The organism is Pedobacter sp. NJ-S-72, assembly GCF_053890575.1.
The window spans coordinates 587165-607329 of sequence record NZ_CM132681.1; the positions used below are offsets into that span (position 1 = coordinate 587165).

The following is a 20165-nucleotide window of genomic DNA, read 5'->3' on the forward strand; positions in this document are numbered from 1 at the left end:
TTTTGTAGTCAAACGAAAAAGCTTGTTATTGATTTATATTATAAATCAATAACAAGCTTAATGGCTTTTTTATAAAGCCTGTGTTATCTTGTGAATTTAATAAGCAACAGATCTAGAATCACTTACCCATGGGCTAACTTCTCCAGTACTAAGTTTTGTAATTCTGGCCCTAAATGAGTAGTAACCACCTTGTTGAAGAGATAGCTTAACACTATTCAGTTCATAAACTGTTACAGTCTGATCAGGATTTCTTACTTCTATTTCATATTTAACACCACCAACAGGACCTGCACCGATAAAACTGATAGCTGCAATTACCGTGTTCATGGGGGGGGTAATCTCCATTTTCATCTGGTAAATCCGGACTAGAAAGCGTAATTCTGATTTCAGAGGCACAGCTACCATATATATTTGCATTTTGCTGTCCATTGGCATTTAAGTCAGCGATAGCTAATGCATCTGCGGCTGCCTGAGAAGTAGTTGATGTATATTTATTTGCCGGGACGGTGTAAATAACAGCAGGACCAGGACGACCGTCGGAATTTGTACAGTCATTTTTAATGAAAGAACCCGATTGAACTGAACTATAATATTTTTTTACAGGTGGAGCAGGGTTAATAGTAACTGTGTATTTAAGATTAGTATTATAAGTCGCCGGATCTACTGAATTAGCCATTGTAACGTCCATAAAAGTGATTTTTACATCAATAGGTGCCGAAGAAGAATTCTCCATCTTGTACTTAAATCTACTCGGTACAGTTGGATTATTGCTCTTGAAATACGAGGTATAAGTCAAGCTGTTTGAAACTGTGCTATTGTAAGGCGTATAATCCACAGCGGCCGTTCTAGGCATACTTCCAATGTGGTATGCGGCGGTTTCACCAACAGCAGTGATTTCAAGTTCGTCACCTGAGTTAATTGTTGCCGGCCCGGAAAAGGTTACTTGAGCCCGAAGCTTATTTCCCATCATCATGGAAAATGCCAGGCAAAACATAAACATTAATTTCAATTTCATAATCTATTATTTTTTACTTAAAAGTACTTATTTTGTAATTAATTCCAAATAAAAAATATCGACCTAAGTTATTTGAATTTGAGTATTGTATTCTATCAATGTTTAATGAGGTAAATTGATTAACTTTATTATTGAAAATATTATTTAATTTAGCAAAAATATTATTATTTTTTTGCTTTTAAGTATTTTTTGACTAAGAACTATGTTGAGCAGATTTGAATTACTGTTGGAATTTAAATAGTTATAATATTTGGTTATATTCCAGTCAGCTGATACTTCAAAAAAATCCTTGATATTATACTTTAAATCAGGTTATTATCGACTGTGAGATTATCAGGGTAAATGTGATTGAGGTATTCTGTTTGGTTGAGCCGGACTGTATATTCTACATTTAAATTTTGAGTGGTTTTTTATAAACTAGGGAGAGATTATTATATAGTGAAACTGTATTGTTTGGTATTAGTAAATTTTTCGAAAGATACCCTGATTCATTATATTTTCCGCCTATATAATTGACTAGGATTATTTTGTTCTTAAACAAAGCTATATCGAAAGTTAGACCTGCAGATATGCTTTTCCTGTTTCCTGAATTGATATATTGTATTACCGGAGCCGTCTCTGAGGTGGTTATAAATACATTTTCAATTTTATTCGTATTGTAGTATGTGCCTAAATCAAAAGCCAGGTATTTTCTGAAATTATACTTAAAGTCCATACCGAACTTTTGCTCAGGTTTTATGTCTGAGTTTGGGAGTATTGCTAATATCTGTTGCTGACCAAAAGGGGAGATGCCAGTAATTTGCTGAATGAAGTAGGTAAAGTATAATCGCTATTAAAATTAAAACTAATCTTATGCTTATTCTTAAGCAGATGGCTATAGGTGATATTTGAAACAAAGCCGGGGACATTATATGATGCGTTAATATTAGACGTTAGGTTATAGGTGAAAGCTGATAAATCGACTGAAAATGCAGTCTGCTTCCTGTTTGTTGTGTATCTGAAGCCCAGATTGTTTTGCAGGCTTTTAACATTAGAATTTATTTTTTCAGGATTGATATATTCACCTGCGAAAAACTTAAGATCTGTATTAACATAGGCCTGAATGGATGAATATTTGTCCAGGTGAAAGTTTAGTCTGTATGATAATCCTAAATAATTATTTTCAACTTTTCTGTTTTCCAGGCTATCTCCAGCCATGTCCCTTAAATGATCTTTGTTTTCGCCATTATTACTGCCGGCCCTGAATTCAAAATCATAAAATTGTCTTTTTGTGGATTTCCTTAGTTTATCAAAAGTAAAAACTACTGATGCTCTTCTTTTCCTTTAAATGATCTTTGAGACTCGAATTTGACGGTGTCCACTTTTTCTTGTCTGTTAGCTATAAAGCTGGAAATGTTAATTGCATTGTTATCGGAAATTTGACTTTTAACCCTAATAGACATATTGGTGATGGAATCTATTTTATTTCTTATAATAAGATTCAGCATATGAGCTTTATCAATAGAATTGGAACCACTATTAAGAGCAGATTGCTCTTTTGAAATAAGATCAAGGATATTGCTGTTTTGTTCAATTTTTGACGCTTGTCTGCTGTCCTGATATTTCAAGTCAATTGAAGTGTGTTTACTTAGCTGATAAAAGCCAGATAATTCCAGTTTCCTGGTACTGATTAATCCAGGAAGTTGGTTGCCAGTTATTATAGCGGGTAGATCCCAGGCATCTGAAAGTTGATTAATGCTATTAGACTGCATTCTAATGCCAAGCTGATATAAACTGTCTATCCGGGCACTCGTAAAAGAGTTCCAGTTTGATGATTCAGTTCCTTTGGATAAGTTAGTATCAAACAGAAAAGCCTTTTTCTGGCTATCCCGCAAAACTATATTCAATTTCCTTGTCTTTTTCCCTGATTTATCAGCCTGCTCTATAATCTGTACTTTAGAAATGGTAAAACCGGGCAGGTTTTGCATTAAAAAACGACTATCAAAGACAAAATCTCTTTCGCCCACTTTTACATCTCCGATTTCTTCCCCATTATAAAAGACTTTTGAATCTATAACTTTAAGACCTGGAATGATCTCCAGTGCTTTTTCTGTCATGACGTACCGCTTAAAGTTTTGTTTGGAAAAGTCGGCCTCTAGTGTGTCTTTATTCTTTTTAAGAACCATCGCTGATTTGGCTGTAATGTTTACTTCATTGAGCCTGATAGATTTCTGCATTAGCTCTACGGTACCTAAGTTTACAAAGTTTTTATTTGTTTTGATAGCAATGGACTTATTGAAATAATTGAGATGGCTAAACTTCAGCATTGCTATTTTTGCCTTGATTTTAACAGCTATATCAAACGTACCATCATCATTAACTGTTGTCTGTGTGATCAGACTATCTTTTATATAGAGAGAAACTAACGCATTTTTAATTTTTGCCAGAGAAATCGTGTCGGACAGACGACCTTTTATATTTACATTATTTTGAGCGGAAACCGTACCTATTGAAATAAAAAGACAGAATACTAAATTATAAATCAGGCTTTTATTTTTCATAAAAGAATACCTGATAATAAATTAGAAATTTCATACTTACGATCATTAATCTTTATTTTTTAATCTTTAGTTCCCAATGTATTCAAATAAAGAAAATAAAACAAGAAATAAGGTGAATTATAAACGCAAAGCTAGATTAGTCGGGTAGTCAAATTGAGGTTCATCAGATTAATACTGAAGAGCTTTACTTTATTGTACCCTTTTCTTAAATTTAGCTGAATGCTGATGGGTAAGGTATCTGTATGATTAACCTTGGTTTAGCTATAACTATAACAAATTTGATATACTATATTTATAAGGCAGAGCAGGACAGTTAATAACAGTAGTAAAATTTTAAAGCGGTATAATAGCATAATTATTCTAACCAGATAAATATTATGCAGATCATCTTTGGGGTTATATTCCATTTTATCGGAGGGTTCGCCTCTGGCAGCTTTTACATACCTTATAAAAAAGTTAAAGGATGGGCCTGGGAAAGCTACTGGATTGTTGGAGGTATATTTTCCTGGCTGATAGTCCCTCCATTGGCTGCTTATCTGACCATTCCTGATTTTACTGAAATCATAAAACATACCGATGTTTCAACTATAGCATTAACCTATTTTTTTGGCATACTGTGGGGAATAGGAGGGCTTACCTTCGGTCTTGGTGTACGTTATCTCGGCGTCTCCTTAGGCAGCTCAATCATATTGGGAATGAGTTCAGTATTTGGCGCGTTAATGCCGTCCATCTATTACGATTTTTATCCTAAAACAGGTAAAGACACCTTTACTGACATTATCACCAGTTCATGGGGGCAGTTGGTGATTGCAGGCTTACTAGTCTGTATAATCGGGATTATTCTCTGTGGAAAGGCCGGAATGATGAAAGAAAAAGATCTGGCTACACAAAAAGAGACCAAAGAAAGTGCTGAATTTAAAATAGGATTAGGACTGACCGTTGCTGTTATTTCGGGATTACTAAGCTCCTGCTTCGCCTTTGGTATTGATGCAGGGAAAGATATGGCACACGAAGCTAATAACTTGTGGAAAGCCCTTCATCCCGGACAAGGGGAATTTCTTTTTCAAAATAACGTAACTTATGTCGTGATTTTATGGGGTGGTCTAACCACTAATTTTCTTTGGTGTATGCTGCTGAATGCGCGGAACAAAACATTTAAAGATTATACAAATAAAGAAACACCGTTGCTCTCCAACTATATTTTTGCTGCACTGGCAGGAACCACCTGGTTTCTACAGTTCTTTTTCTACGGAATGGGCGAAAGTAAATTAGGTAACGGAGCAAGCTCATGGATCCTGCATATGGCTTTTATCATTCTTGTAGCCAATGTTTGGGGACTTGTACTGAAAGAATGGAAATCAGTTACAAAGAAAACATTCAGGACAGTGCTGACCGGTATTGCATTTATTATCGCTTCTATCCTCATTGTGGGATATGGAAACTCAATTAAATAGAAACAATAAATATCAAATAATATGTTCGACGAAAGACACCGGTTTAAGCACGTAAGTTATTTATGGGATGAAACAGAGGCGGCTAAGTTAGCAGGAGATGAGGTCGCTTTATTACTTTACCGTTCAAATTTATTAGGTGCAGATTTACGCCTGACAAATTATGGCGGTGGAAATACTTCGTGCAAAGCACATGCAGCAGACCCGCTAACCGGTCAGCCTATCGAAGTCATGTGGATCAAAGGTTCGGGCGGTGATATTGGTACACTCAAGCGTACAGGTTTAGCTTCTTTATATGTAGATCGTCTGAGATCTTTAAAAAACATCTACAATGGTCTTGATCAGGAAGATGAAATGGTAGAGCTGTTTAACCACTGTATTTATGACCTGAACTCTAAAGCACCATCAATTGATACCCCCTTACATGGATTCCTTCCATTTAAACATATTGACCACTTACATCCGGATGCCGCTATAGCGATTGCAGCCGCAAAAGATGGAAAAGAAATTACCCAAAGCCTGTTCAAAGGAAAAATTGGCTGGGTAGACTGGCAAAAACCCGGATTTGACCTGGGGTTACAGCTCAAACAATGTCTTGATGAAAACCCGGGAATCCGGGGGATCATGCTTGGATCTCACGGATTATTTACCTGGGGAGATACCGCCTACGAGAGTTATCTCAATACCCTTGAAGTCATAGAGATCTGTGCCAGCCATCTCGAAGAAAATTACGGTAAAAAAGCACCGGTATTTGGAGGTCAGAAAATATCTGGCTCAGAATTATCCATAAGAAAAAGGCAGGCAGCCACCTTATCACCCATTTTACGTGGATTATGTTCTACTGAACGCCATATGATCGGGCATTTTACCGATGATCCAAGGGTGTTGGAATTTATTAACTCTAATGATCTGAACAGATTGGCACCCTTAGGTACCAGCTGTCCCGATCACTTTCTGCGGACTAAGATCAGCCCATTAGTCTTAACGCTGGATGCAGAAGCAGATTTGAGAGATCCGGAAAAAATTAAAGCAATACTGGAACCCGCATTTGCAGCTTACAGAAAAATGTATGCTGAATATTATCAAACCTGTAAACACGAAAATAGTCCGGCCATGCGTGATGCTAACCCGGTAATCATTCTTTATCCGGGAATCGGACTGTTCTCTTTCTCAAAAGATAAACAAACCGCACGTGTAGCAGCAGAGTTTTATATCAATGCAATCAACGTCATGAAAGGGGCGGAAGCGATTTCTTCCTATACCTCATTACCTCGTCAGGAAGCATTTAATATTGAATACTGGTTGCTCGAAGAAGCAAAGCTGCAAAAAGAATGCCAAAGCCCAAATTATTAACGGGAAAAATTGCCCTCGTTACCGGGAGTGCAGGGGGAATTGGTAAAGCCATTTCCAAAAGATTTGTAGACGAAGGTGCTGTGGTGATTATCAATGATAACGATGCCGGTCGTTTGGTGCAGGCAGATCATGAATTTAAAGCTCTCTACGGAAAAGACGCTTATACCACTGTCTTGCTGGATGTAACCAGTAATGACGATATTCAAAAAGCATTTGATGCCGCTGCACTTGCCTTTGGCGGAGTAGACATTGTGGTAAACTGTGCCGGATTATCAATCTCCAAACCCATAGAAGAACATACCGATAAAGACTGGGACCTTTTATATGACGTACTGGTCAAAGGGCAGTTCAAAATCACGCAAACAGCTGTAGCAACTATGCGCAAGCAAGGAATAGGGGGTGATGTCCTAAATATTGTCAGTAAAAATGCACTCGTTTCAGGGCCTAATAATGCAGGATACGGATCTGCTAAAGCCGCACAGCTTCTTCACCTGAGCAGGCTGAATGCAGCAGAATTAGGGAAAGATCAGATCCGGGTCAATGTAGTTAACCCTGATGCCGTCATCTCAGACAGTAAAATCTGGGAAGGAGACTGGGCTGCGGGCCGTGCAAAAGCATATGGTGTGAAAGTAGAAGATTTACCCGCTTTTTATGCTAAACGGACCTTACTGGATAAGATTATCCTTCCGGAAGATATTGCAAATGCCTGTTTGGTTTTTGTAGGCGGCCTTTTAAACAAGTCTACAGGTAATGTATTAAACGTAGACGGTGGCATAGCCACAGCCTTTGTCAGATAAATTGAAGAAAATGGAAATAGAAAAATATCAGATAGATACACACAATCAGGAGTCAGAAACTGAGCATCAGCGCAGATTCGATTTTGCGGCATCAGAAAACCCGCAGGTTGAAGACCTGATTGCTAAATTGATTAAATTCCAGATAGGAATTCCGAGCTGGGCACTGGGTACAGGCGGAACACGTTTGGACGCTTTTCTGGTGGCGGAGAGCCGCGCAGTCTGGAAGAGAAAATCCAGGACATCGGACTCCTTCATCAATTGAATCAATCAAGCGGAGCAGTTTCGCTTCATATTCCATGGGATAAAACTCAGGATTACGAAGGAATTAAGAAACTCGCCAGCCATCATGGACTTCGCTTTGATGCCATGAACTCCAATACTTTTCAGGATCAGCCCGATCAGGCTCATAGTTATAAATTCGGTTCGTTACAACATGTAGATAAAGCAGTCCGTAAACAAGCTATTGAGCATAATATTGAAGTAATCCGTCAGGGAAACGCTTTAGGCTCCGAGGCATTAACGATCTGGCTGGCAGATGGATCATGTTTCCCGGGACAATTGAATTTCAGAAAAGCCTTCCAGAACACCTTAGAAAGCCTGGAAGAAATTTATGCGGCTATACCAGAAAAATGGAAACTATTCATAGAATACAAGGCCTTCGAGCCTAATTTTTATTCCACTACAGTAGGAGACTGGGGGCAATCCTTGCTGTTTGCCAATAAACTGGGGCCTAAAGCTTATACCTTAGTCGATCTGGGCCATCATTTACCTAATGCCAACATTGAACAGATTGTTTCACTTTTACTGATGGAAGGTAAGCTGGGCGGTTTCCACTTTAACGATTCCAAATATGGAGATGATGATTTAACTGCCGGAAGTATAAAACCTTATCAGCTATTTCTTATTTTTAATGAATTGATAGAAGGTATGGATGCAAAAGGTATAGATCATGCCACAGGATTAGGCTGGATGATTGATGCCTCTCACAACGTAAAAGATCCATTAGAAGATCTGCTGCAATCTGTAGAAGCGATCATGATGGCCTATGCCCAGGCCTTACTGGTTGATAAAGCCGCGCTTACCGTTGCACAGCAGGAAAATGATACAGCACTTTGTCAGGAAATTTTGCAGCATGCTTTCCGTACAGATGTAAGAGCGATTGTGCAAGAAGCAAGACGCAGAAGTGGCGGAGCTGCAAAGCCTTTGGAATTATATCGCCAGCTCAGGGTCAGAGAAAAACTGATTGCAGAAAGAGGAATGAAAACTATAGCTACAGGTTTATAATGAGTGCAATTCCAGTTATTGTAGTTTTTGATGTAGGGAAGACTAATAAAAAGATTTTCCTTTTTGATGAAGACTATAAAATAGTTTTTGAACGCTCTGCCCGTTTTATAGAGATGTATGACGAGGACGGCGATCTGTGTGAAAACCTGGAAAGTTTAAGACTCTCCATTTTTGACTCTTTGCGCGAAATCCTGAAGCGCAAAGAGTTCGAAATTAAAGCAGTTAACTTCTCCACTTATGGAGCCAGTTTCGTATACATTGACGAATATGGAAAACCACTGGCACCCTTATATAACTATTTGAAAGCATATCCCCAGGAGCTTAAAACAAGTTTTTATGATACCTATGGTGATCAGGAAACAATCTCTGCTTCGACCGCATCGCCCGTATTAGGAAGTCTGAATTCAGGCATGCAGCTTTATCGGATTAAAAAAGAAAAGCCCGAACTATACAATCAAATCAAGTATGCGTTGCATTTGCCTCAATACCTTAGCTACCTGGTTTCTGGTGTTGAATATTCAGATCTTACCAGTATTGGCTGTCATACCCAGCTTTGGGATTTTAAACAGAACGATTACCATGAATGGGTGAAGAAAGAAGGGCTGGATCAAAAACTGGCACCCATAGTTGATGCTGATCATGTATTTCCTTCAGAATTTCCAGGTAATCAATACAAAGTAGGAGTTGGTTTACACGATAGTTCGGCAGCATTGATCCCATATCTGATTAATTTTCATGAGCCATTTGTCCTGATTTCTACAGGTACCTGGTGTATAACGATGAACCCATTTAACAATCTGCCATTAACTGCTGAAGAGCTCACAAAAGATTGTCTGAGTTACATGCAGTATAAAGGTAAACCCGTAAAAGCTTCCAGAATTTTTGCCGGGTACGAGCATGAGCAGCAGGTGAAACGGATCGCAGCTCATTTTAAGCAAAATATTGGGAGTTACAGGCATATGAAATACGATGCCAGCCTTACAGAACACCTGCTTCAGAAGATGAAACAAAGAAATGAATTAAACCCGCCAGTCAGTAAAGAATCTGTTTTTATGACAAGAGATCTTTCCGCTTTTCGCTCTGGTAAAGAAGCTTATCACCAGTTTATTCTGGATATCGCCCTGCAACAGCGGGCATCTGCCAGATTAGTCATGGAAGATGATCAGGTGAAAAGGATCTTTGTAGATGGGGGATTTAGCAAGAATATAATTTATATGAATATGCTGGCGATGCTGTTTCCTCAGCTGGAAGTATTCGCCGCCTCAATGGCGCAGGCAACAGCAATTGGAACGGCATTGGCTATACATCAAAGCTGGAACAGAAAGCCGATCCCAAATGATATTATCGAATTAAAGTATTACGCAACACATATGAATATGGAATTATGAAACCCAACCAACTCAAAAGTATTAGCTCCTCCCTGTTATTCATTCTTATTTTCATTTCCAGTCAGGCTATAACAGGCCGGACATTTTCGTTTAATCATACAGTTACGATCAGTCATACAGTCGCGGTGAGTCAAGCCCGCTTACCCGGTGTATCACCAGATAACTTACAGTGCGAACATTTAGTAAACCCGATAGGTATAGATGCGCCAAAACCGCGTCTTTCATGGCAGCTTTCAGACACCCGTCAGGGTGCCCGGCAAACCGCTTACAGTGTAACTATCGGTACAGATTCATCCGCGCTTACCCAACAAAAATCTGTGATCTGGAATACCGGTAAAGTAAACTCATCAGCCTCATTACTGATTTATAGCGGTGAAATGCTAAAACCATTCACCAAATACTTCTGGCAGGTAGAAATCTGGGATAAAGATGGGAAACCCGGCTCTGCTGTTAAAATTGCCAGTTTTGAAACAGGAATGGTAGCCATGTCAAACTGGAAAGGTACATGGATCAGTGACAGAAATGATATCAATCTATTACCTGCCCCATATTTCAGAAAAGTATTTCAAACCCCAAAAAAGATAAAATCTGCCAGAGCATATATTGCAGCAGGCGGATTATACGAACTTTACCTGAACGGTAAAAAAGTAGGGAACCACCGGCTTGATCCCATGTATACCCGCTTTGACAGAAGGAATTTATATGTAAGTTATGACGTGACCAGCAATTTGCAGGACGGTAAAAATGCCATTGGCGTTTTACTCGGAAATGGCTGGTACAATCACCAGTCTTTAGCCGTCTGGAACTTTGATAAAGCCCCATGGAGAGCAAGACCAGCATTTTGCCTCGATCTGCGGATTACTTATCAGGATGGTTCTGTGGAAACTATTACTTCTGATGGCAGCTGGAAAACACATAGCGGGCCACTGATTTTTAACAGTATTTATACTGCCGAACATTATGATGCGCGTTTAGAACAACCCGGATGGAATAACAATGATTTTGATGACAGTAAATGGGGGGAAGTCACACTTCGTGCAGCACCATCCAAAAATATTGTCAGCCAGGTGATGCACCCAATCCGGATTGTGGAAACCATTCCGGCAGTCACCATGAAAAAGTTTAACGATACAACTTACGTGTTTGATCTGGGCAGAAATATCGCAGGTGTATCGAAGATCAGGGTCAAAGGAGAAAGTGGAACTGTAATTCAGATCAAACATGGCGAAAGACTTTATCCGGATGGCAGGCTTGACCTCTCTAATATTGATGTCTATCATCGCCCGGCAGATAAAAAAGACCCTTTTCAAACGGATATCCTCATCTTAAATGGCAAAGGAGAGGAAGAATTTATGGCCAGGTTCAACTATAAAGGATTTCAATATGTAGAAGTGATCAGTAGTAAACCTGTTCAGCTTACTAAAGAAAGCATTACCGGGTATTTCATGCACAGCGATGTTCCGGCAGCTGGAAAAATCAGCTCCTCAAACCCTTTAATAGACAGGTTATGGTGGGCAACCAATAACTCTTATCTGTCAAACTTATACGGCTATCCAACGGATTGTCCGCAAAGAGAAAAGAATGGCTGGACAGGAGATGGACATTTTGCTGTTGAAACCGGCTTGTATAATTTTGACGGCATTACAATTTATGAAAAGTGGCTTGCCGATCATCGGGATGAACAGCAGCCTAACGGTGTATTACCAGATATTATTCCTACTGGTGGGTGGGGTTATGGAACCGCAAATGGCACAGACTGGACTAGTACTATAGCGATTATCCCATGGGATATTTATCAGTTTTACGGAGATCCCAAATTGCTTGCCGCCTGTTATGACAATATAAAAAGTTACGTCAATTACGTTACTCAAATCAGCCCTTCTGGATTAACAAGTTACGGCAGAGGGGACTGGGTTCCTGTAAAGTCATCCTCTCCATTAGAATATACCTCTTCAGTTTATTATTATGCAGACGCTAATATTCTCGCCAAAACAGCAAAAATGTTTGGTAAAACTGATGATGACGCTAAAAACTACGCCGCCCTTGCAGAGAAAATTAAGAAAGCAATCAATGATAAATATCTTAACCAGGCAACAGGGATCTATGGAAGTGGTTTACAAACAGAACTCAGTGTTGCCTTGCAATGGGGGATAGTACCAGAAGAGCTTAAAAGTAAAGTGGCCTCAAATCTGGCAGAAAGAGTAGCTGCAGACGGGATGCATCTTGATGTAGGCGTGTTAGGTGCTAAAGCAATTTTAAACGCCCTGAGTGACAATGGTCAGGCAGAAACAGCTTATCAACTGGCCGCACAGGATACCTATCCCTCATGGGGATGGTGGATTGTCAACGGGGCAACCACACTTTATGAAAACTGGAATATTCAGGCAGAACGCGACATTTCTTTAAACCATATGATGTTCGGAGAAATAGGAGGCTGGTTTTTTAAAGGGCTAGGAGGAATCAAAGTTGACGAAAAACAACCCGGCTTCAAAAATGTAATTCTTGCACCAAATTTGTCACTGGTTTAACTCATTTTGAAGCAAGTCATGATGGGCCTTTTGGAACCATTATCTCTTCGTGGAAAAGAAAAGGCAATGCTGTAATTTACAATGTTACCATCCCCGCAAATAGTACCTCTACGATTCATTTTCCCATATCCCGGACACAGGCTGTTTATTACGCAGGTAAAAAAATAAGCAAGATTTATGAAGCAGGAGCCGGTAAATATCAGTTCGAAATCAGGTAAATACCGATTCGAAATCCAGTAAGTAATTTCAAAACTCAGTATAGAGGGAGGCAATTGATTTTGTCTCCCTTTTTTTTATAAAACGTTTTAAATATAAATAAAAGCTGTTTTACAGGATAGAGCAGGTTGCCGATCAAGAGTGGTTGATCTATTTTAGTTCGACCAAATATAAACACATATGACAATGGAGAGAAATTTACAAAAGTTCTTTTCTGCTGTGCTTTGTGTACTCTTGTTTACATTTTACAATAGTACAACAGCCTACGCAGCAGAAAACTGTGACCGGTAAGGTAACAGATAAAAGTGATGGCAGCCCTTTGCCAGGAGTGACCATCAAGGTGCAAGGCTCAGCTGCCGGTACCTCTACAAACTCAAATGGAGAATATGCCCTAAAGGTTGCAGAAAATGCAATTCTGGTTTTTAGTTATATAGGTTATAACGAGCTCCAGCTAACCTATACAGGTAACGTTAACCTTAATGCACAACTGGTTTCCAACAACCAGAAGCTGGATGAAGTAGTCGTTATCGGATACGGAACAACGACGAAAAAAGATGCTACAGGTTCAGTGGCTACCGTTTCTGCTGCACAAATCAAAGATCTGCCCGTAAGTTCTGTTGATCAGAAACTAAAAGGCCAGATTCCAGGTGTACAGATCAGTACAACAACAGGTACACCAGGCGGTGGCACATCCATTAAAATCAGGGGATCGGGATCTATTGGTGCAGGAGATAACCCCTTATTTGTCGTTGACGGATACCCGATTTCAAACACCTCTCAGGGCAGGTTTCTAACCCCCTGAATGTGATTAATCCGAACGATATTGAGTCAATTACTGTTTTGAAAGATGCCTCTTCAACAGCTATTTACGGTTCCAGAGGTTCTAATGGAGTCATTGTAATTACCACTAAACAAGGCGTAAAAGGAATTCCGGCCGTGAATGTAAGCGCCTATACAGGTATCCAGCAGGTTCCACAAAAAGGAAGACCACAGATGCTTAACGGAACTGAGTTCGCGCAATTCAGAAAAGATATCATTGTAGATGATTTCGCTTCCAGAGGATTAGTTGCTACAGACGCTGATATTCCAGAAGCCTTCCGTAACCCCGCTCAATATGGAACCGGAACCAACTGGTACAACGAAATTATCCATGATGCACCGATGAGTAATCTGGATGCAAGCATTAGCGGAGGTTCTGAAAATACGAAATACGCATTCTCCCTTGGTTACATGAATCAGGAAGGTACAATCCGTTATACCGGGTTTGAACGCTATGCCATCCGGATGAATACAGAGAGTAAAATAGGCAAGAAATTAAGAGTAGGGATTAACCTTGCGCCAACCAACAGTGTTCAGAACCTCAATAATTTTGAGAATGAATTTGTGGATGTGCTGAGCAGAAGTCTTTGGTTAAGCCCATTGGTTCCTGTAACAGATGCTGCCGGGAACCGTACGCCTTATGTGATTTCTCCTAATATGTACGCCGGTCCTAATCCATTAAACAGTTTAGAATTTGGCGGCACAAAGTCGAAAAATTTCAGAGGTCTTGGAACAGCTTTCGCTGAATATCAGATCATTGACGGGCTTAAACTGAAATATAGTTTTAACGTTGATTATACCAATACTTCTTCCTTTGTCTTTAACCCTTCGTTTGTTGGTGGTGTAAATTCACCTCCGCCAACTGTACCAAACTCTACAACAAATAAATCAACAAGCTTTAACTGGTTATCTGAAGCCGTACTGACCTATGATAAAACATTCGGTAAAGACCATCGTATAAATGTTGTTGCGGGTTACAGTGCTCAGAAAGAACGCGCAGAAAGTTTATATCTGTTTGCAGATAACTATCCTGATGATAAGATACAGACCATCAATGCAGCCTCTATTATTAGCGGATATAATTCAGACGTGCAAAAATGGTCTATTATTTCATACCTGGCACGTGCAAATTATTCTTACAAAGACCGATATCTGTTTACCGCTACCGTGCGTATGGACGGTTCATCTCGTTTTGGCGGTAATAAAAGATATGGAACATTCCCTTCTGCTGCTCTTGCCTGGAGAGTTTCAGAAGAAGACTTTATGAAAAAAGCAAGCTGGATCAGCGAAATGAAACTGAGAGCGGCTTATGGTTTATCCGGTAACTTTAATATTGGAAACTATACCTATTTGACTAACATAGGTTCATCAAACTATGTATTTGGCGGACAGCTATCCAGCGGCCGTGTTCCTACTTCTTTGAACAATCCTGATTTAACCTGGGAAGAATCCTCACAACTGGATGCTGGTATTGATCTTGGGATCTTAAACAACCGTTTATCTTTCAATATTGACTACTATAAAAGGATCACTAAAGGAATGTTATATAACAGCGAAATCCCTTTATCATCCGGTTATTCAAACGCGATTATTAACTCCGGTAAAATTCAAAATCAGGGATTTGAATTTGGGGTGAACTCTAAAAATATCCAAGGTACATTTACCTGGAATACCAGTGCTAATATTGCTTTTAACAGGAACAAGGTACTCGCGTTAAATGAAAACAACGACCCTATTTTTAGTGGCCGTAGTGGTGAAGGATCTTATCAGCACATTACGCAAGTTGGCCACCCGGTTGGAGAGTTTTATGGCTACATCCTGGAAGGTATTTATAAAGATCAGGCAGACCTTAACAATTCGCCTAAACATGTGACCTCTGTAGTTGGATCAGTCAAATATAAAGATGTAGACGGTAACGGGATTATTGAGCCAGTCAAAGATTTTTGCGGTGATGGGGGTCACCACAACCTAATTTTACCTGGGGCTTAACCAACACATTTGGTTATAAAGGATTTGACTTAAACATACTATTGGTTGGTTCTCAGGGAGGACAGATCTTAAAAACAGCTAATCAGTACCTGCTTAATATTGATGGTATTTTCAATGTAGACAAAAAGGTGCTGAACAGATGGAGATCACCAGAAAATCCGGGGGATGGGTTTACACCAACCACCAATGGAGCAAGGGTAATTTATCGTGATGTAAACTCCTCATGGGTAGAAAGTGCTAGTTATATGCGTATCCAGAACATCACCCTTGGTTACAGGATAGGTGAAAAACTGCTGCAGGGTACAAGAGTAATCAAAGGAGCAAGAATTTATTCCAGCATTCAGAATCTGGCGACTTTCACCAAATATAGTGGTGCTAACCCAGAAGTCAGCCGAAATACGATTTCAGGAAATGCGGTAAGTAATGCACTGGTTCCAGGAGAAGACTTTACCAATTACCCATTGCAAGAACCTTTATACTAGGTCTTAACCTCACATTTTAATCTTTTCTCAATCATGAAGAATCATACAAAATATATAATAGCCGGGGTTCTGCTGATCAGTTTATCTGTATCAAGCTGTAAAAAGAACTTTTTAGACCAGACTCCCGAAGCCTCTTTGCCAGGCGTTAACTTTTACAAAACAGAAACAGATATTAAACAGGCCGTTAGCGGTGCTTATTCTTCTATAAGTGATATGGGAAGGGTAAATTACTGGGTATTTGGTGAATTGAGGTCTGATAATACTAGTTTTCAATATAATCCAGCAGACAGGGGCTCTGAGCAACGCGAGTTCATGGATCAATTTCTGATTGGAGCAACCGCAGAACCCTTACAGGGCTACTGGCAGCAAAACTATACAGGGATTTTACGCTGTAATGAGATCCTTGCGAGAATAGACAATGTACCGATGTCTGCTGAAATGAAAAATCAGTATACCGGAGAAGCTCTTTTTTTAAGATCTTTTAATTATTTTTCAATCTGGCCAGACAGTTTGGAGGTGTGCCTTTAAGACTTACACCAAGTCAGTCACCAGCAGATGCACGTTCCAAAGGCAGAGCATCTATTGAAGAGGTATATACACAAATCATTGGTGATCTGAATACATCGGCCGCTAAACTACCTGTTAAATATACAAGTCTCGAGGCTGGCAGAGCTACACAAGGTGCAGCATTGTCTTTACTGGCCAAAATATACATGACACAGAAAAAGTTCAGTGAAGCATTAGCTGCCTTGAGGAAAGTACAGCAATTGGGCTATAGCCTTATACCCGTCTATAAGGACATCTTTCTTCCTGCCAGTAAAAACAACAGTGAATCTGTTTTTGAGATTCAGTATCTTGGAGCTCAGCCAGGGTTGTCCAGTGATTTTCTCTATCAATTTGCTCCATGGAGTTCTGGTAGTGTCATAACCGGAGATCCTGCAACCTCTTTGAATGGAAGTAGTGGCTGGAATATCCCAACACAAGATATGATCAACAACGCTTATGAAACTGGTGATTTAAGAAAAGATGCATCCTTAGCAGAGGGCTTTACTGATGCGGGAGGGAAGTTTGTAAATATCCCTTACGTTAAAAAATACAACCATGGTATTGTAGACAGAGGCCGTACAAATGATAATTTTCCGGTGATCAGGTATGCTGATGTGCTGTTGATGATCGCAGAATGTTTAAACGAACAAGGTTTCGCAGCAGGTGGAGAACAATTTACACTACTCAATCAAATTCGTACAAGGGCTGGATTACCAGCTAAAACCCCTGGAAATGCTGTCGCAGCTTTAAGTGTAGATAGTCAGCAAGGTTTCAGAGATGCTATTTTACAAGAAAGAAGAGTAGAGCTGGCCTTTGAAAATCACCGTTGGTATGATCTGGTGCGTTCAGGAAAAGCTGTTGAGGTGATGACTGCACATGGGAAATATGAAATTGCACACCGAACAAACATCCCCTCTGGTTCTTATCTGATCAATGCCAATAAACTTTTTTGTTACCTATCCCTCAAAGAGAGGTGAATCTGGACAATCTAACTCAAAACCCTCAATAATCTATTATGAGAAGCTACTATTTAGGAATTGCACTAAGTTGCACCATCCTTAATTTATCGGCCACTGCCCAACAGTTAAGCGTTACCGATTTAAGAACAGAATACCAGAAAAACCCAATGGGAATAGACGGGTCTGCACCTCGTTTAAGCTGGAAGATTAATTCTTCGAAGCGTAATGTGATGCAGAGTGCTTATCAGATCAGGGTAGGTACCGATTCGGCTGGCTTGTCAGCTGGCAACGCATCAGTATGGGATAGCGGAAACCAGAAAAGTGATGCTTCTGTCTTTTTGCGTTATGCAGGTTCAAAGTTGAAATCTGATACACGTTATTACTGGCAGGTGAAAATAAAAGATAATCAGAATAATGAATCAGGCTGGAGTGCTATTAACTCATGGCATACCGGTCTGCTTAATCCAAATGAATGGTCAGCCCAGTGGATCACAATCACAAGTTCGCCTGCAGATACGGTTGAGGGGCCAAGCCCTATTTTTAGAAAGGTGTTTTCAACTGATGGGAAGGTGAAATCGGCGGTGCTATATATTACTGCACATGGCTTATATGAAGCGCAAATCAATGGAAAACGAGTTGGGCAGGATCATCTGGCACCCGGCTGGACAAGCTATCATAAACGTTTGCTCTATCAAAGCTATGACGTAACTTCTATGCTGAAGAATGGACAAAATGCAATCGGATTCACTTTGGGTGATGGCTGGTATCGTGGTTACCTGGCTTTTGAAGGTAAACGTGGCTTTTATGGTAAACAATTAAGCGGTCTGGTACAATTGGTGGTGGAGTACACTGATGGTACAAAGAAAGTTGTGAATAGTGACGGCAGCTGGAAATACACAACAGGGCCTGTTCGTTTCTCGGATCTGTATAACGGAGAAGTTTATGATGCCAAATTCGAGAAACCAGGTTGGGCAACAGCAAATTACAGCGATGCAGGCTGGAAAAATGCACAGGTTATAGTCGCAGGCAGTGAAGTTCTGGAGAGTAGCATCAGTCCGCTGGCACGCAGACATGAACAGTTTAGTGTAGTTAAAGTAATCAAAACACCAAAAGGTGAAACCGTTCTTGACTTTGGTCAGAATGTGGTAGGCTGGGTGTCATTTAAACTGAGTGGTAAAGCAGGTTCATTTATTCAAATGGAACATGGCGAAGTACTGGATAAAGCAGGGAACTTTTATGATGCCAATCTCAGGAGAGCGAAACAACATGTCAAATATATTTTTAAAGGAAGTGGTTTGGAAAGTTATGAGCCGCATTTTACCTACCAGGGATTCCGTTATGTGAAATTAACAGGAAATACAGCCAATATTGATCCTTCGTCTTTTAAAGCAATCGCGGTCTATTCAGATATGGACCCTACAGGTACATTTAATACCTCAAATCCATTGTTAAACCAATTACAGCATAATATACAGTGGGGGCAGAAAGGTAATTTCATGGATGTGCCAACAGATTGTCCTCAGCGTGATGAACGTTTAGGATGGACAGGAGATGCGCAGGTGTTTTTCCGTACGGCGGCTTTTAATATGAATGTAGCTGGTTTTTTCACCAAGTGGATGAAAGATGTGGCTTCAGATCAGCTGGCTAACGGCAGCGTACCTTTTGTGGTGCCTAATGTATTAGGAGATGATGCAACCGGTTCAACTGGCTGGGCTGATGTGGCCACGATAATTCCATGGAATATGTACGTCGCTTATGGCGATAAAGAAATTCTGTCTGCACAGTATCCAAGTATGAAAGGTTGGGTTGATTATATGACCGGTAAAAGTAAAAATGATCTCTGGAATACAGGTTTTCATTTTGGCGACTGGTTATTTTATCACCCCGAAGATGATAATGATGGCCGGGCAGCAATTACTGATAAATACCTGATTGCACAATCCTTTTACGCACATTCTACTCAATTACTGATTAATACAGCAAAAGTTTTAGGCAAAAAAGCGGACGAAGAAAAGTATACAGAATTACTGGACCGGATTAAGAAAGCATTCCTTAAAGAATATATCACACCAAGTGGCAGAATGGTTTCAGGATCTCAAACTGCCTATGTGCTTGCTTTGAATTTTGATATGCTGCCAGAAAATTTAAGACAGCAAGCTGTAGATTTCCTGGTTACCAATATAGAAAGTTACGGGAATCACCTGACAACAGGTTTTTTGGGTACGCCATATCTTTGCCATGTGTTAACCCGTTTTGGCCGTACAGATGTAGCTTATAAACTGTTATTACAAGAGACCTATCCTTCGTGGCTATATCCTGTAAAAATGGGAGCAACCACAATCTGGGAACGTTGGGATGGGATTAAACCTGATGGCAGCTTTCAAACTACTGGTATGAATTCATTTAATCACTATGCTTATGGCGCAATTGGTGATTGGATGTACAGAGTAATGGCAGGGTTGGATACCGACGAGTCAGAGCCAGGGTATAAGAAAGTAATTATCTCTCCGCAACCTGGTGGGAAAATTACCCATGCTAATGCACAGCTTGAAACCTTGTACGGCTTAACGGTAAGTGACTGGAAGATCGAAAACGGGCTTTTTAAATTAAAAGTTGTTATTCCTCCAAATGCTACTGCACAGATCAAGCTGCCGGGTGCTGCTCAGGCGGCAGTTACTGAAAGCGGAACCGAATTGAAAGATGTTAAAGGGTTTAGTAAGATCTCCAATCAAGGTAATGATGTTGAGTTGAGTGTGGGTTCAGGAACTTATCAATTTGAATACGCGGTGAAATTATAG

The 20165-nt window shown here is 40.0% G+C and carries 14 protein-coding genes and 2 pseudogenes; 12 read left to right on the forward strand and 4 right to left on the reverse strand.

The window, feature by feature from the left end:
• Positions 1-96: 96 nt before the first annotated feature.
• The 4 genes from ACWYN3_RS03870 to ACWYN3_RS03885 form a co-directional block, all read right to left on the reverse strand.
• Positions 97-327 carry a hypothetical protein gene (locus tag ACWYN3_RS03870; protein ID WP_456219944.1) on the reverse strand — a complete coding sequence of 77 codons (231 nt, stop codon included), beginning with the start codon at positions 325-327 and terminating at the stop codon, positions 97-99.
• Positions 269-1015: a DUF5977 domain-containing protein gene (locus ACWYN3_RS03875; protein WP_456219945.1), complete on the reverse strand. Its 747-nt coding sequence runs from the start codon at positions 1013-1015 to the stop codon at positions 269-271. Before ACWYN3_RS03875 ends, ACWYN3_RS03870 begins: the two co-directional genes overlap by 59 nt.
• A 759-nt stretch (positions 1016-1774) precedes the next feature.
• On the reverse strand, positions 1775-2212 hold the full coding sequence (locus tag ACWYN3_RS03880) for a hypothetical protein (RefSeq protein WP_456219946.1): 438 nt from the start codon (positions 2210-2212) through the stop codon (positions 1775-1777).
• Positions 2213-2316: 104 nt separating this feature from the next.
• Positions 2317-3555 carry a hypothetical protein gene (locus ACWYN3_RS03885; protein ID WP_456219947.1) on the reverse strand — a complete coding sequence of 413 codons (1239 nt, stop codon included), beginning with the start codon at positions 3553-3555 and terminating at the stop codon, positions 2317-2319.
• Between the two features lie 377 nt (positions 3556-3932).
• On the opposite strand from ACWYN3_RS03885, the gene rhaT reads away from it, so the two are divergent.
• The 12 genes and pseudogenes from rhaT (at position 3933) to ACWYN3_RS03945 (ending at position 20165) form a co-directional block, all read left to right on the forward strand.
• Positions 3933-5009: an L-rhamnose/proton symporter RhaT gene (gene rhaT, locus ACWYN3_RS03890; protein WP_456219948.1), complete on the forward strand. Its 1077-nt coding sequence runs from the start codon at positions 3933-3935 to the stop codon at positions 5007-5009.
• A gap of 21 nt (positions 5010-5030) precedes the next feature.
• Positions 5031-7156, forward strand: a pseudogene (locus ACWYN3_RS03895) (bifunctional aldolase/short-chain dehydrogenase).
• A gap of 10 nt (positions 7157-7166) precedes the next feature.
• A pseudogene (locus ACWYN3_RS03900) lies at positions 7167-8440 on the forward strand (TIM barrel protein).
• The gene (locus ACWYN3_RS03905; protein WP_456219949.1) at positions 8440-9828 is read left to right on the forward strand and encodes an FGGY-family carbohydrate kinase; all 1389 of its coding nucleotides are present in this window, start codon (positions 8440-8442) and stop codon (positions 9826-9828) included. The pseudogene ACWYN3_RS03900 and the gene ACWYN3_RS03905 overlap by 1 nt, the downstream one beginning before the upstream one ends.
• Entirely contained in the window at positions 9825-12356 is a 2532-nt protein-coding gene (locus ACWYN3_RS03910; RefSeq protein WP_456219950.1) for a family 78 glycoside hydrolase catalytic domain, read from the forward strand. Before ACWYN3_RS03905 ends, ACWYN3_RS03910 begins: the two co-directional genes overlap by 4 nt.
• Before the next feature lie 41 nt (positions 12357-12397).
• Positions 12398-12574, forward strand: coding sequence for an alpha-L-rhamnosidase C-terminal domain-containing protein (locus ACWYN3_RS03915; RefSeq protein WP_456222879.1), 177 nt, complete (start codon positions 12398-12400; stop codon positions 12572-12574).
• Between the two features lie 278 nt (positions 12575-12852).
• Positions 12853-13374: a carboxypeptidase-like regulatory domain-containing protein gene (locus ACWYN3_RS03920; RefSeq protein WP_456219951.1), complete on the forward strand. Its 522-nt coding sequence runs from the start codon at positions 12853-12855 to the stop codon at positions 13372-13374.
• Positions 13375-13376: 2 nt separating this feature from the next.
• Positions 13377-15380 carry a SusC/RagA family TonB-linked outer membrane protein gene (locus ACWYN3_RS03925; RefSeq protein WP_456219952.1) on the forward strand — a complete coding sequence of 668 codons (2004 nt, stop codon included), beginning with the start codon at positions 13377-13379 and terminating at the stop codon, positions 15378-15380.
• A 41-nt stretch (positions 15381-15421) separates the two neighbouring features.
• Entirely contained in the window at positions 15422-15862 is a 441-nt protein-coding gene (locus tag ACWYN3_RS03930; protein ID WP_456219953.1) for a hypothetical protein, read from the forward strand.
• A 33-nt stretch (positions 15863-15895) separates the two neighbouring features.
• Positions 15896-16390 carry a RagB/SusD family nutrient uptake outer membrane protein gene (locus ACWYN3_RS03935; RefSeq protein WP_456219954.1) on the forward strand — a complete coding sequence of 165 codons (495 nt, stop codon included), beginning with the start codon at positions 15896-15898 and terminating at the stop codon, positions 16388-16390.
• Positions 16381-17385 (forward strand): RagB/SusD family nutrient uptake outer membrane protein, encoded by a 1005-nt coding sequence (locus tag ACWYN3_RS03940; RefSeq protein ID WP_456219955.1) that lies wholly within the window; start codon positions 16381-16383, stop codon positions 17383-17385. Before ACWYN3_RS03935 ends, ACWYN3_RS03940 begins: the two co-directional genes overlap by 10 nt.
• A gap of 38 nt (positions 17386-17423) precedes the next feature.
• Positions 17424-20165, forward strand: coding sequence for a family 78 glycoside hydrolase catalytic domain (locus ACWYN3_RS03945; protein WP_456219956.1), 2742 nt, complete (start codon positions 17424-17426; stop codon positions 20163-20165).

What these genes read in the sequence shown, in the direction of transcription:
- ACWYN3_RS03870 (WP_456219944.1), bottom strand. Translation starts at nt 327, where the DNA reads ATGAACACGGTAATTGCAGCTATCAGTTTTATCGGTGCAGGTCCTGTT.
- ACWYN3_RS03875 (WP_456219945.1), bottom strand. Translation starts at nt 1,015, where the DNA reads ATGAAATTGAAATTAATGTTTATGTTTTGCCTGGCATTTTCCATGATG.
- ACWYN3_RS03880 (WP_456219946.1), bottom strand. Translation starts at nt 2,212, where the DNA reads ATGGCTGGAGATAGCCTGGAAAACAGAAAAGTTGAAAATAATTATTTA.
- ACWYN3_RS03885 (WP_456219947.1), bottom strand. Translation starts at nt 3,555, where the DNA reads ATGAAAAATAAAAGCCTGATTTATAATTTAGTATTCTGTCTTTTTATT.
- rhaT (WP_456219948.1), top strand. Translation starts at nt 3,933, where the DNA reads ATGCAGATCATCTTTGGGGTTATATTCCATTTTATCGGAGGGTTCGCC.
- ACWYN3_RS03905 (WP_456219949.1), top strand. Translation starts at nt 8,440, where the DNA reads ATGAGTGCAATTCCAGTTATTGTAGTTTTTGATGTAGGGAAGACTAAT.
- ACWYN3_RS03910 (WP_456219950.1), top strand. Translation starts at nt 9,825, where the DNA reads ATGAAACCCAACCAACTCAAAAGTATTAGCTCCTCCCTGTTATTCATT.
- ACWYN3_RS03935 (WP_456219954.1), top strand. Translation starts at nt 15,896, where the DNA reads ATGAAGAATCATACAAAATATATAATAGCCGGGGTTCTGCTGATCAGT.
- ACWYN3_RS03945 (WP_456219956.1), top strand. Translation starts at nt 17,424, where the DNA reads ATGAGAAGCTACTATTTAGGAATTGCACTAAGTTGCACCATCCTTAAT.